Genomic DNA, 12,955 nt, shown 5'->3' with positions numbered 1-12,955 from the left:
CCCACTCCCTCCGGAGGCCCGGGCCACCACATGGCCCGGGCCTCCGGAGGGAGGACCGGTCAGGCGGACCGGGTCAGTGCGGCGGTGCTCGTCCCGGCCGGTGCGATGCCGAAGATGTCCACCGCGTGGTAATACGTCCAGGCCGTGGCGTTGCACGAGGTCAGTGTCGCGCCGGAGTAGGCGGCGCAGACCCGCTTGAGGTCGGCGTAGAGGGCGGAGTCGAGGCGCGCCTTGTTGGCGGAGAACGTGCCGGCGGCCTTGTAGTTGCGGTAGCCGAAGTCGTGGCGGGCGCAGGCCGTCTGGAACGGGAAGCCGAACGGGTTGTCGGGCGAGGTGCTGCAGTAGTCGGTCGACCAGTCGAAGCCGTAGGCGGCCCACGCGCCCTGGTTGTTGCGGGCGGCGTTCCAGCTGCTGTAGCTGGAGGCGCTCGTCTGGGTCCATGAGCTGAGTACCTGAGGCCTGTCCGCAGGCGCGGCCGAGGCCGATGCGGCGGGCAGCAGGGCGAGCGGGAGCGAGAGGGCGACGGTGGTGAGCAGCATGGCGATCTGGCGACGCATGGCAATCTCCGTGGGATGAGGGGGAGGCCGGGCGAGCGTGCACCTCGCGGGGTTCATGAGGTCGCCTCGAGCATGCCGTCATGAACCTGTCATGCCTAGTCGTTGCGCCGTTTGGACGCCGAGAATTGCAGGGTTCGTCGAGCGATGGCCACGTGTTGCTGATGGAGCGTCTGATTCGCCGTATACGCCGGAAGTTGCGCCCCGAGTGGCACCCGAGGCGCCGACGCGGCCGCAAGGGCGGTGGACCACGCCGTTGCACACGGAGCCCGACCGGCAGGTCCAGGCATCCCCGGGGCACCGTGTGCCCGGCCCTGACACCGCTGTCCGACACACACGTGTCACCGATGCCGGGCACCGGCACCGGGCGCCCGCGGCAGCGCCACCCGCCATCGTCCTCGGCCGGTGACCCCGTCTCCGCGCAGATGGATGCCGGGCCGGGGAACCGGCCGGCCAACACCTCGGACCTGTCACTGCCGGGCATCAACGGCGATGCGGGCCTGGACGCCGCCTACAACACTCCTTCCACCGGCTCCGGTTCACCTCCACCAGTACCCCGGCAGGGAACGAATGGCTGCCGAACCCGTACGACGCCTCGCTGACCGTCCGTACCAACGGCTCGGTCACCTACCGGGACCGCACGGGCGTGAGCGGGCTGTCCGTGAGGAACGCCAATGGGTCCAGCGCGCCGGGCGCCTTCAAGGCTGACCCGGCCAAGAACGGCGACGGCACCTGCACGCCGGCCGACCACTCCAGCCAGGCCAGGCAAACTTCCAACACCGCAGGCAAGCCCCCCAAGGCCGCGGCCCTCCAAGCCTTCACCACTCTGTCGGCGCACCCATTCCCGACGGCCCCTGCGTCGCCCCGCCCAACCGCCCGATCCTGCTCCACCACCCCCGCCGGACCGCCCCCGCGCAACCGTCCCCGCCGGACCGGCCGTCGCCGCACACCGCCGCCGTGGTCAGTGGTGGTTGTCTTCGGGCCAGGGCTTGCGCTGCCAGAGCCACCGGCCGACTCCGTCGCGTACGTAGGCGCGGTTCCCGAGGCTGACGTCCATGCCGGCCAGGCCGCCGTACTCACCTTTCCGCTCCTGGACGCAGGGAGCCCGGTGGCTTGGCCATCCAGTGGACCGCCGGTCATCTGTGCCGTCTCACTCATGAGGCATCCTCGGTCTCGCACGGCAGGCGCACGGCTGCTGGAATCGGCCATCTCGTTTACGCCGAGCCGGGCGCGGGGCACGAGCCGGCGCCGGCAGCCCTCGGCGCGGCGGGGGAATCCGGCGGTGATCGAAGCCGCCCACGGTGAACCGCGCCTGCGGGTCCTGTTGCCGTTCCCGAGCCACGGTTGCCTCACTTTCCACCGGAACTCCCAGTTCCCGTGGAGCAACGACCTGCCGTTCATCGCGGGCAGCGCGCCCTGCACGGTCTACGGGCCGCTGCACTCGTCGGTCCTGGAGGAAGGGCTCACGCCGAAGAAGGAAGAAGGCGGCAGCGTTCGTGGTGGCCAACCTGCCCCTCGACTGCGGGCCGGCCTTCGACGGGCCGTGGCCGCCACCGGACAGCCACGCCGACTGAGCCGACGGGGCCTCCCCGCAAAACCGAGGCCGGTCAAAGGCACCCGCCAACCGGCCAACATCCGCTGCCGGAGGTCACCGGCCGGGACCGGCATTCCACCGGCATCCCCACCGGTAGGGCGCTGGCGGACGCGCCGGTCAGTACGGTCCCGGCGCTCCACCGGTCTCCGACCGCTCCCTCCACCAGTCTCCGACCGCTCCCTCCACCGGTCCGCCGGCCTTCCGTTGGGGAACTGCGGGGCATCCGCTGGGGATCCGTCCGGCGGGTAGTCGTCTAGGCACTGCTGGACCGATGCCGGCGGACGCTCAGCGGATGTCTGGCCGGGTCCCGGTGGTTCCCTGGGTGCAGGGTGTTTCAGTCCGGTACGGGAGCGCTGCCGGACTGCCGGAGGTCTCGTGCCGCCAGGACCGCGCCCCTGGTATCGGAGAGGATTGCCCGGAGCCCGAAGGGGACAGCGAGCCACCGCCACGCAGTGTGGAAGTGCGTGGTGACGCCGATCACCCATACGGCCTGGAACGCGCAGAGCACGAGGTTGCCCAGCAGACGTAGCACCGGATGCGGTTTCCTGCGGAACGCTTCCTCGAACCAGGTCCTTTCCATTGCCCCACCCCTCATTCGGTCCGGGGCCGCCCCGGACGAATACAGGCACACCATAAAAGGGCCGGACACCCCGTCAGCATGCGCTGGGATCCGTTCGGGAGCTGTCCGGCGGCCAGTCGTCCAAGCACCCCTGGACGGCTGCCAGCAGCCCGCCCGTGGGCCTTTGGACGCATCGGGGCGCCCCGTGGGGCCACGAGGCCGCGGTTCGACCGGGAAATCGCCACCAGACGGTTTTCGGCGGGTGCGCAGCTCAGGACCACCGCCCGGCAGGTCCGGGGCCGAGGTGCGCGGCGAGCGTGTCGAGGCCCTTGAGAGGGTTCTACCGTCGATCGGCGACGAGGACGGGAGCAGGTACTACGAGCGACTGCACGCGATGGCCGTTCTGGCCGCCGGGTTTGGGAACCTGGGCGATAGGTGATCACCTGAGATCCTCCGCCGGTCGGCGTCTCAATCGATGTGGTCGCCGCAGGTCGCAGCCCTACCCGCAGACCAGATCATTAAAGACAGGACACGTGCGTCGTCGGCGACAATGCCTGCGTGAAGACCTGGATGGATGATCTCCCGCAGATACCGTTTGCCTACCCTGGCCTTCCGGACGACGTTGATCTCTCCTCACCGTTGTACCAACCGTGCTGGGTGGCGGAGCGCGTGCGGAGTGACGAGCTGGAAAGATGTCCACAGATCACCGCTCTGGGTCCGCTTTCGTCGTGATCTTTCCACAGGTGATCCGTTTTACGGTTCGTGTCCGCTTCCGGGTGTGTAGTGCGTGGACGTCCGGAAGGGCGTAGCCGTGGGTCCGACGAAGTTCGACAAGCAGGTGGAGGAGTCCGCCGGGTCTCTCGCGTTCGGGATCGGGAGGGTGGTGGCGGGGCGGGATGTGGATGGGGTCCGTCGGACGGATGCGACGTTCTGGCGGGCGGGTACCCGGGTCCTGCTGAAGGTGGAGGGCAGGGTCCGGCGCCGCTCCTACCAGCCCGGGTGGCGCCGCTTGGCGTTCCGGGCCGCGCTCGGCGCGGGTGTGTCCGAGAGCGCCTACCTGGCCTCCGGCCACCCGCGGGCCACCGCGCGGACCGTCCAGGAGGTGTGGGCGTACCGGGATCAGGCGCTCTCCGTACTGGGGCCGGCCGGGATCGGCGCCGCGTCGTTCCTGACCGCGGGCACCGCGGCGTACCTGGTGCTGACCCGCGAGCGCCAGCAGACCCGCCACTGCCGCGTCTACCTCTCCAACGTCCCGCCCGGCTTCCTCCAGACCCCGGCGTTCGCTACCGCCCTCATGAACCAGATCACCACCTTCCAGGGCCCCCCGACGACGTTGCCGAAGCCGTCGCCGCCCGCGCCGCCCGCTCCTGACTTCTCTACGAAGGCGGCCACCGCTACGTCGTCCTCATCGAGGAGTCCGTCCTGCGATTCCGCGCAGCCGACCCCGACACGATGCGCGGCCAGCTGCGCCACCTCCTGGCCGTGATGCCGCTCGACCGCATCGTCCACGGAGACCTGCGCGCCGACAACATGGTCCACGACCGGACCCAGGGGTGACCTTCGTGGACCGGGCCCACGCCACCACCGGGCCCGCCTGCATCGATGCCATCTCCCTGGCCCCCCCAGCTCGTCCTCGCCGGACATACCCCGCAGAACATCGCCCGCCTCCTGGACGAACACCCCGCCGCCGCGACAGACCCCCTGGCCTCCACTGCGTTCCTGGCGGCCCTCACCGGACACTGGCACCACAACGCCCGCCTGCCCGCGCCCCCCGGCGCCCCGGCCTCCGCACCTACCAGCATCGTGCCGCCACCGCAGGAGCCTCACTCCTCGGCTACCGCCTGAGCCGAAACCACTTCTGTCCCGCCGCCACACAGCCCGCCTCGTGGCCTGGATCACCGCAGACTCCGAGGTGGCGTCAGGCGAGGAAGCTGGTCAGGGTTGTAGTGAACCAGTCGGGGTCTTCTTCGGCGACGAAGTGTCCGGTGGGTGCGACGGCGCCTCGCACATCATCCGCGTGGAGGGCGAGGGCCTCGGCAGTGCTGGTGCCGGAGCGCGTGCTGCCGACGGCCAGGACGGGCATGGGCAGCTTGCGCTGCGCGAGCAGGGCCCGGTTGTCGCGTCCGTCGTCGAGGAGGGTGCGGTAGTGGGCGAAGCCTCCGCGCAGTCGCTCCCGACCGGTGTATGCCTGGGCGTAGGCGGCCAGGTCGGCTTCGCTGAAGGTGCCGGGGTTGGACATGGCGGTGAACGTGGCGGTGAAGAACTCCAGTTCGTGGCCGTCGAAGAGCATCTCCGGTATGTGAGGGGTCATGAAGAAGCCGAAATGCCACATGCCGCCCTCCGCGACATTCATCGCTTCTTCCAGGCCGAGGCCGGGCAGCGGGGCGTCGACGAGGACCAGATGGGAGATGTCTTCGGGGTGGGAGGCGGCCCAGGCCAGGGCGATCATCGAGCCGATGTCGTGGCCGGCCACCGTGACGGGACCCGCCAGGTTCAGGGCGTCAAGGACGCCCCGGATGTCGTCGGCCTGGTTGGTCTTGGCGTAGCCCTCTGCGGGGCGGTCGCTGTCTCCGGTGCCGCGCAGGTCAGGGACGACGACCGTGTGGGTGCGGGCGAGCGCCGGCATGACCCGGGCCCAAGCGCGGGAGGTCTGGGGCCAGCCGTGGAGGAGGACCAGGACGGGGCCGCTGCCTGCGACCGCGACCGAAAGGTGCGTGTCGTTGGTGGCGATGCGCTTGATGGTGAAGCCATCGGGGAGCCAGTCGGCTGTGCTCACGGCACATTTCCTTTCACCGCTACCGCTGGGATGTTCTGCGGATGCTGCTCTCTCGTGGGCGGTCACACCCTGGCGGACCAGGTTCCGGGAGAGGGCGTTGCCGATCCCCGGAGTGCCTCCGGTCACCAGCGCCGCGGGGCCCTGCAGATCGTTGCTGCTGCTCATGGTCATGTCCTTGCGAGAGGTGTTCCGGGTGGTCAGGGTCGCTGACCACCCGGAACACTATGCATGGAAGATTGTCTGCTAGCAAGAACATCTGCCCTGAAGCGTATGATGCTAAGCTGTGCAAATGAGTGCATCGACGTCCAACAAACCCGCTGGTGAGGCCGCCGAACTGGCGCTGGACACGGACCTGGGCTGGGCGATACGCATGGTCTCCTCGGCGTTCCGCCGAGTCGCCACCGCATCCGTCGCCGACCTCCCCGGCGGCGCACGCGCCTACCTCGTCCTCGTCGCCCTCTCCGGAGGCGAACCGCCCTCCCAGCTGGCCCTCGCCAAAGCCGTCAGCCTCGACCGGACCGTGATGACCTACCTCCTCGACGACCTCGAAGCCCACGACCTGGTTACTCGCAAACCCGACCCCCGCGACCGCCGCGCCCGACAGGTCCTGCTCACCGACATCGGACGCACCCGCCTGAACGAGGTACGACAGAAGGTCGCCACGGCTGAAGCAAAGCTGCTCGTAGACCTCGACGAACACGACAACCTTCAGCTGCGCACCCTGCTCGCCCGCGTCGCCCACACCGCACAGGCCGACACCACCGCGACCGACGTCGACTGCTGACACGAGCGTCCGCTGCGCCCGGCCCGGCCCCCGCCGCCCGCACCGCGCCGACAGCCGGTACGGCGCCCGCAGACCCCGCCGCGCCTGCCGGGGCCGCGACGTCGGGAGCGAGCCGGGATGCACGCCGGACGTGGGGGCCACTGACCGAGGGCCTGAGCGTCCCGCACGACCTCGACCTCACCGACCGGGCAATCGCCCTGCACCAGCTCGGCGTCGCCCCGGCCGCGAACACCCGCCTCGTCACCCCCCTCCAGGACACCCTTGGCCCCGGACAGGACACCGCCCTCCTCGTCAGCACCCGCCCCTGGCCGCTCCTCGCACTGCGCAGGCAGACCCTCGCCCGGGGCGAGGGCGGCGAACCCGGTCTCCGCGCCCGCCTCGCCACCCCGACCCGAGGAGCCGGCCGGGGTCGGTAACGCCCGGGACAAGCACCCCGCCCAGGCCGGTCGCCACCCGGCCACCCCGGGTCCCCCGCCGTGACGGCCGACGCCGGTGACTTCACCTCGGCCGCCCCGTCCGCCGAGGCGATCGGCCATCACCGTTCGGCCTTTCGGGCCCGTGCCAGCTATGCGTGCCAGACCTCGCTGCGCCCGCGGTGGCCGGGCCGTGCGATTGGCCGATGCCCCGCTCCCGCGTCTCCGTACCGCCGCGATGCGCCGCTCCACGCACACGCGCGGACGGCGCCGTCGCCTGGCGTCTCCGCCAGTCGACTGGCGGAGCTCTTCGCCCGTGCGGGGAGCTGACGACCGTGTACGCGGCGGGCCGGGGCGCTCCTCCCGGGTGGGCGGCCGGTCAGCTGCGCACCACACATCATGCAAGGCTCCCTGTCACGTTCTCCTCCAGCGGCGCCGCAGCCCCCTCCGATGTCCAGCTGTCCATCGGCACAGCCCGGACCGGTGATACCTGCATCAGCGAGCCCAGCTTCTACCAGGTGGACTGGGAGATGCTCTGACCTCCGACGTCCAGAGGCTGGTAACGCTCGGTGGCGGGTGTTGGTGTGTTGTGGGTTCGCTGGGAAGTCGAGTGGGTGGTTGGTTGGGGGTGGGCCTGATGTGAGCGGGGGTTGTGTGTTGAGTGGGGACGGGTTCGTTGTGGGTTTCGCTAGCGTGTAACGGCCTGAACGCTGTTTTGGCTGGTCAGTGCGGGATGGGGCCCGCTGGCCGAGGGGCTGACGGTCCCTCACGACCTGGAGCTCGCCGACTGGGCGAAGGCCCTGGGTCAGCTGAACGTCCGGCCTGCCGGGAACAGCTGCCTGGTGATGGTCCTCCAAGACGTCCTCGGTTCGGGAAGGAGACCAGCCTCCTCGTCAGCGCCCGCCCCTGGCCCCTGCTGGCCCTGCGCATGAAGACCCTCCTGGAGGGCCCGGACGGCGAGCCGGGCCTGCGGCTGCGCCTCGGCGGACTCAGGGACACGATCGGGCGCCCGGGGCCGTCGGCCCAGCTCGTCGAACGCCTGGTCACGGCGATCCTCCGCACCATGACCGCTCTGCCCGGTACCCCGGTCCCCGTGTCTCCCCGGCCGCCGCCCGCGCCCGTTTCCACCACTACCGCGGCCGCGCCCGGCACCGGGCCCGCCCCCTCCGCCCCCGCCCGTCCCGCACCCGGTGACCCACGCGTCACGGCACCGGGGGGGTGGCGTCGCCACCTTGTCGCCGCGCCGTTACGACCGGCACGCGCAGTCGTAACTCCGGACGCACCAGGGCACCGACTGGCGCCGGTGCCCGGCGGCCGCCCGGTCGCCCTTGGGGGAAGCGGCCGCCCGCCCCGGAGGTCAGGCGGGGACCGCCTGCCTCAGCACCGTGCGCAAGAGCGCCCGTCGGCCCTTTCCACCGCGTGCAGTTGCTTCCAGTCGATCTCGGCGTGGGCGCCGAACGGCATTGACGTCAGCGGTGGTGTACAGGGCAATGTCGACGGTTCCAGCCGACTGGTGCCGAGACCTCGACCGACTGCGGGCAACGGAGCCGGCCGAGCCGGACCATGTGGCGACGCCGGTACGGCGCACCAGCGGCCGGGCGGCAGCCTGCGCGGGCCCGAGCAGGGTGTCGGCGGCGATCAGGTTCGCGCGAGCTCCCTCCTCGCGGCGGCAGACGTCTGCGGGCCCGCCGTGCCGGTCACCGTGGCACCGTCCCTGCCGCCCGAACCGTGTCCGTCCTGCCGCGCCCCGCCGCGGCGCCCACTGCTCCATCACTGCTACCGCCTTCACCCGGACGGTGCCGCGCCGCAACCGCTCGCACCGCGGCGGGTCGATTTCCTCTTTGGTCGCCCACATCATGCAATGCCATCCCGGAATTTGCTGCCGGCAGCTCTAGTTGGGGACCGGAACCCAGGCGCGCCTGTCCGCGTCGTCCAAGCCGTACCAGTAGTGCGGCATTGCTTTGATGCTGGTGGTGCGGAACGGACGGCCGTTGCCGTCGATGCGGATCGTGCCGGTGCGGCCCTGGGAGGACCAGTCGAGTTCGAGGTACCAGCTGGCGTCGTATGTCTGTGTCGTCGCGTCGACCAGCAGCACTTCCGGGTCCTCGGCGGAGACGCGGTACGGGAAGCGTACGGCTGGCACGGTGCGTCCGTGATCGGCACCGTCGTTCGGGCGGGCGACGGGGCGGTCGACGTCGAGGTTTACGGTGAAGCGCCGGGGCGTAAGCTCGCCGCCGCAGCCCTGTTCCATGGAGTACGCGCTCCCCGCGGCCGGGTTGCTGCGGCCGACGACGCGGACGTGGAGTGCCTCCAGGACCACGGCCGTGGACGACCGCCCCTGCACCGAGATCTGCACCATCGTCCGCCGCCCGTGCACCGCGCCCTGCGTCGCTGCCCACGCCCCGGCATCCTGCTCCACCGGCGGCGGAGGCACCTGTGCGGGCGGCTTGTCGATGACGTAGTCGTGGCCGCAGCCCTTGTCCCAGACCAGGGAGTCGGTGCTCCAGGTGAGGGGCAAGCCGGTGGCCGGTTTCGCGGCCGGGGTGGGACCGACGCTGGTGGGGGACGGGGCAGTTATTTTCTGCCGGGGTCTGGGCGACGCGGAGCTCCGAGAAGGGGAGGAGGCCGACGGTTTTGCCGAGCGCCGGGATGCGCCGGGGGCGGTCGTCCGGGGATCCGCGGGGCGGGAGGCGTCCGCCCCGGAGGAACCGTCGTCCGACAGGGCGAACGCGATGCCGAGAGTGGCGAGCAGCGCGCAGGCGACGGCGGTGGACGCCAGGGCCCGTCGACGGCGGTACGGGAGGCGGGGAGCGCGGGCGAGGGCGGGAGAAGGCGGGTATGGATCGTCCCCGGGCTGTGCTGTGGAGCTGCCCGCCCCGACGAGTGACCCGTCCGGCTCCGGCTCCGGTTCTGCTTCCGGCTGCGGCTCCAGTTCCGATTCTGGCTCCGGTACCGTTGCCCCCGCCGAGCCGGCCGTTCGTGCACGCTGCCGATCGGCCGCCGCCGACAACCACAGCCGGTGCAGCTCGAGCCGCTCCTGCTGTGTTGCCCCGCAGAAGGCCGCGAGCCGTTCCACCGGCGCGTATTCCTGCGGCACTGCCTCGCCCGCGCAGTACCTGTGCAGCGTGGAGGTGTTCATGTTGACGCGGCGGGCCAGAGAACCGTAGCTCCGGTCGGTGCGCTCCTTCAGCCCGCGCAGCAGCGCCGCGAACTCCTCGACATCGTCCCGCATGGACACCGTGCCCCCGTCGTCGCCCGCGATCCCGTATCCCAGGTTCCCGTATACCTGCACGTCAGATGGGCTGGGACGGTTCCACCGTCGCGGAAAGCGCGGCAGCCGTTGCGCGGGGCTCCGGCGACCGCCGATGCTCCTGGTGTCGCACCGACCAGGGCTGGAGGGACCAGCCGGCGTCGGCGACATCCGACACGCATCCACCGACGGTTGCCGCCTAGGCCACCGCGTTTGACGCGTCGTCACCCAACCTCGCGATGCCGGTCGCCGTATCGGGCAGCCGGGCCGTCCTGTCCTCGCACCGGACACGGCCTTGATGCCGACACGTGCGCCTTCGGCACGAAAGCCGGAACCGGCCGAGAGCAACCACACACGGATCAGAGAAGGAAGTCGCTCATGAACAAGAAATTCCCGGCACGCCGTCGTCAGGCCCGCCGCGCGGCCGTCGCTGCCGGCCTCACCCTGGCCGTCGGACTCGGTGTGTCGTCACAGATGTCGGCGCAGGCGTCCGTCCGCGCCCCCGCAGCGGCGTCCACCGCCGCACCACAGTCGGTCAGCGGCTCGTTCGGCCAAGCGGTAACCCGGGTCGCCGACTTCTACGGCGCGTACATCGACGCGAAGGGCGATGGCACGGACCCGGACGTCACGCTGGCCGCGGCGCTCCGCAGGCACTACCTGACGCCCGACTTCGCCGAGCGGCTTGCTGCCTGGGAGGAGAAGAACACGACGGACGGCATCCTGCGTGCCCAGAACATCCCGGCGCGGTGGAGTGTGACCGACAACGGCACCGTGGGCAACGGTCATGAGGTCATCGTCACCCTGACCTACGGCAGCGGGGAGACGACGCAGAAGACCAGGCTCTTCGTACTGCTGGAGCGGTACGACCACATCGCCGACATCGGCACCACGAGCGCCCGCTGACGACGGAGCCGCTCCCGTCCGGGCCCCCGCGCCCCGCCGCAGCGACGGCGGGGCGCGGGGGCCCGGTGGGCGTGCGCCGCGGGCAGCCGGCGACGGCACGACGCCGTGACTCGCGCTTGTGTCCGCCCGGGCACACCCACGTGTCCGGCCACATGTGGTTCTGCCAGTCGGCGTACGGAATCGCGGCCTCCGTCATAGGATCGACCCGCAGCCCTTAAGCCGCCCTGGACCACCCGCACGCACTCGCCCAGCCACTCACCCGCCCCGCCGGGAATCACCGTGTCGGCACCCGCGGCCGACGGCGTCGAACACGGGCCGGCGCCCAACCTGCCGGGCTCTGACCCTGGGGTGCGCGCCCTGGACTGCCTGCCCGGGTACGCCGCCACTGTCGCCCGCACCGGCGCCGCGCTGCCCGAGAAGACCCTTCAGCTGATCGCCGACATGCCGGCCTCCCGGCCGGACATGCGCGCGCCATTTCGCGCCGCCCGCGCTGCCTGCACACCGCACCACAGCACCGCCGGTGCGGCGCACCCCCGCACCGCGGCGCGCGCCGCGTACCGCGCCGACCGCACCATCTATCCCGACGGTGCACCGCATCCGATGCGTGACATCGTCCGGTCTCGCGCGGCCGAAGTGGCTTGAGCGCAGTGGAGTACGCGGTGGTCAGCCCGGCGGCATCGGGAAGATCACGGCGAGGTTAGTTGGAGCAGACGTTACCGAAGTACTGCTCCGTATCACTGACCACGATGATGCCGCTGGCGCACATGCGCTGTGATGCAGAGACGCGGATGTAGGGGGACCAGTTCTGGGTTGCGTAGTCCTCGCCCCTGGCCGTGTTGGGGTTGTACGGGTCGAAGGAGATGTCGGCGTAGAGCCAATGAGTGCCGATGTAGGACGTCACCCGGCTCCAGTTGCCGGAACACACCGAGGATCAACGCAACTCGACCTTCCCGACGACACCACCCGTGCTGGTAGTGATGTTCGCCGACGCGACGGGCTGCGCGTTGGGGCAAGCGATGGCGGGGTTGCCGTTCCCGCCGCTATCTGCGGCGGCGGGCGAAGCTGCCGAGAGCACCGCGGTGCACACGAACACCGCGGCTATGACGGAGGATGCTGTTTTCGAGCGCAAGGTCATGATGTTGCCGCGGCCTGTTCCGCCGCCGGTAGCCGCGGGCAAGTCCAAGCGGCCGGAGAGTGCCTTGCCCCCGTCGCCACTGGGCGAAAGAATCGACACGACACGCACGTCACGACCGAGGGGGAAGTACACGGCGAGCAACCGCAGCCCTGGCGCTCTCGGCCTCCTGACCCGGCCGCACCGTACGGCAGGAGCCCCCGTCCCCCTTCGGACGGGGGTTGCTGTCTACCCTCGGCGGTGTGGAGGACGACAACACCGCCGACGACGCGACCCCGCAGGGGCGTCCGGACCGGGAGCCGCATGAACGCCGGCCGTGGTCCCTGTCGCAGGGACCGCCGCCCCGGGTGACGGCCTACCCCGCCCGGCGCCGACCGGGGATGGGGGAAATGGGACGGGAGCGGCTGGATCTACTGCTCGGTGGAGGCGCGCTACGACTGGCCCGACGGGCAGGTCACCTACACGGTGTCCGGCGCACTGACCGGAGTTCCCGGCTTCAATGTGATCCGCACCTTCGTGTGGCCGCACGGTGGCCGGTCGTGCCGCCCGGGCCCGGCCGTGAGGCCGACGCCGGAGTCGACACCCAGGCCGAGGACGATTGCGGAGACGAGGGCGGGGAGGCGAGCGGGGAGTGACCGCCCGCCCGGCGGGTCCGGGCCCTACTCGCCGAACGGAGCGCTGTCCGTGGAACCGGTCTTTCTCCCGGGTGGTGAGGGCCTGCTCGTACGGTGGCGTGATGGATGAGACGATCGAGGTCGAGTTGCACGGTGGTCCGCTGGACGGGCAGCGAGTCCCGGTGCTCCTCGAGGACGAGGATCCGTAGACCGGTCATCAGCGACCACGGCACCTACCCCGGCGGCCGGTCCCTCTACGCCCCGGACCCGGCAGGCGTCTGGCGGTGGTTCCGGGACCTGCGGCACGACGAGCTGTAGCACCGCCCGCCTGCTTGCCCGGCCGGAAAAACGGAAGTGGCGGGCCCGCTCGGAAGCC

The 12,955-nt window shown here is 71.0% G+C and carries 11 protein-coding genes and 1 pseudogene; 6 read left to right on the top strand and 6 right to left on the bottom strand.

All coding sequences use genetic code 11. The features are described from left to right. Positions 1 to 59: 59 nt before the first annotated feature. A complete protein-coding gene (locus tag ACFYPN_RS22080) occupies positions 60 to 557 on the bottom strand; it encodes a phospholipase (protein WP_389300338.1) in 498 nt (165 codons plus the stop codon). Positions 558 to 1,710: 1,153 nt separating this feature from the next. Here ACFYPN_RS22080 and ACFYPN_RS22075 point away from each other — a divergent pair. Then, positions 1,711 to 2,397: a DUF6193 family natural product biosynthesis protein gene (locus tag ACFYPN_RS22075; protein WP_389300335.1), complete on the top strand. Its 687-nt coding sequence runs from the start codon at positions 1,711 to 1,713 to the stop codon at positions 2,395 to 2,397. An 85-nt stretch (positions 2,398 to 2,482) separates the two neighbouring features. Here ACFYPN_RS22075 and ACFYPN_RS22070 read toward each other — a convergent pair whose 3' ends face one another. Next, a complete protein-coding gene (locus ACFYPN_RS22070) occupies positions 2,483 to 2,728 on the bottom strand; it encodes a hypothetical protein (RefSeq protein WP_389300333.1) in 246 nt (81 codons plus the stop codon). A 1,192-nt stretch (positions 2,729 to 3,920) separates the two neighbouring features. Between ACFYPN_RS22070 and ACFYPN_RS22065 the strand changes: the two are divergent. Continuing rightward, positions 3,921 to 4,219 (top strand): annotated as a pseudogene (locus ACFYPN_RS22065) (Scr1 family TA system antitoxin-like transcriptional regulator); the annotation flags it as partial. 90 nt (positions 4,220 to 4,309) lie between these two features. Beyond that, on the top strand, positions 4,310 to 4,552 hold the full coding sequence (locus tag ACFYPN_RS22060; RefSeq protein ID WP_389300330.1) for a hypothetical protein: 243 nt from the start codon (positions 4,310 to 4,312) through the stop codon (positions 4,550 to 4,552). A gap of 73 nt (positions 4,553 to 4,625) precedes the next feature. Here ACFYPN_RS22060 and ACFYPN_RS22055 read toward each other — a convergent pair whose 3' ends face one another. Then, positions 4,626 to 5,648 carry an alpha/beta fold hydrolase gene (locus ACFYPN_RS22055; RefSeq protein ID WP_389300327.1) on the bottom strand — a complete coding sequence of 341 codons (1,023 nt, stop codon included), beginning with the start codon at positions 5,646 to 5,648 and terminating at the stop codon, positions 4,626 to 4,628. A 124-nt stretch (positions 5,649 to 5,772) separates the two neighbouring features. Here ACFYPN_RS22055 and ACFYPN_RS22050 point away from each other — a divergent pair, with 124 nt between their 5' ends. Further along, entirely contained in the window at positions 5,773 to 6,267 is a 495-nt protein-coding gene (locus tag ACFYPN_RS22050) for a MarR family transcriptional regulator (protein ID WP_358763865.1), read from the top strand. 2,304 nt (positions 6,268 to 8,571) lie between these two features. On the opposite strand, the gene ACFYPN_RS22045 is transcribed toward ACFYPN_RS22050, so the two are convergent. Continuing rightward, positions 8,572 to 9,912, bottom strand: coding sequence for a helix-turn-helix domain-containing protein (locus ACFYPN_RS22045; RefSeq protein ID WP_389300680.1), 1,341 nt, complete (start codon positions 9,910 to 9,912; stop codon positions 8,572 to 8,574). Between the two features lie 396 nt (positions 9,913 to 10,308). Here ACFYPN_RS22045 and ACFYPN_RS22040 point away from each other — a divergent pair, with 396 nt between their 5' ends. Both ACFYPN_RS22040 and ACFYPN_RS22035 read left to right on the top strand, forming a co-directional pair. After that, complete coding sequence (locus ACFYPN_RS22040; protein ID WP_389300324.1) at positions 10,309 to 10,833, top strand: hypothetical protein; 525 nt, start codon at positions 10,309 to 10,311, stop codon at positions 10,831 to 10,833. Between the two features lie 279 nt (positions 10,834 to 11,112). Further along, a complete protein-coding gene (locus ACFYPN_RS22035; RefSeq protein WP_389300322.1) occupies positions 11,113 to 11,475 on the top strand; it encodes a hypothetical protein in 363 nt (120 codons plus the stop codon). A gap of 55 nt (positions 11,476 to 11,530) precedes the next feature. Here ACFYPN_RS22035 and ACFYPN_RS22030 read toward each other — a convergent pair whose 3' ends face one another. After that, positions 11,531 to 11,734 carry a hypothetical protein gene (locus ACFYPN_RS22030; RefSeq protein WP_389300319.1) on the bottom strand — a complete coding sequence of 68 codons (204 nt, stop codon included), beginning with the start codon at positions 11,732 to 11,734 and terminating at the stop codon, positions 11,531 to 11,533. 30 nt (positions 11,735 to 11,764) lie between these two features. Further along, a complete protein-coding gene (locus ACFYPN_RS22025) occupies positions 11,765 to 12,100 on the bottom strand; it encodes a hypothetical protein (RefSeq protein ID WP_389300316.1) in 336 nt (111 codons plus the stop codon). Positions 12,101 to 12,955: the final 855 nt, after the last annotated feature.

The sequence above is a fragment of the Streptomyces sp. NPDC005576 genome, from assembly GCF_042871745.1.
Taxonomy (GTDB): Bacteria; Actinomycetota; Actinomycetes; order Streptomycetales; family Streptomycetaceae; genus Streptomyces.
The sequence above is the reverse complement of the archived record's forward strand: the minus strand, read 5'-3'. Positions and strand labels throughout refer to the sequence as shown.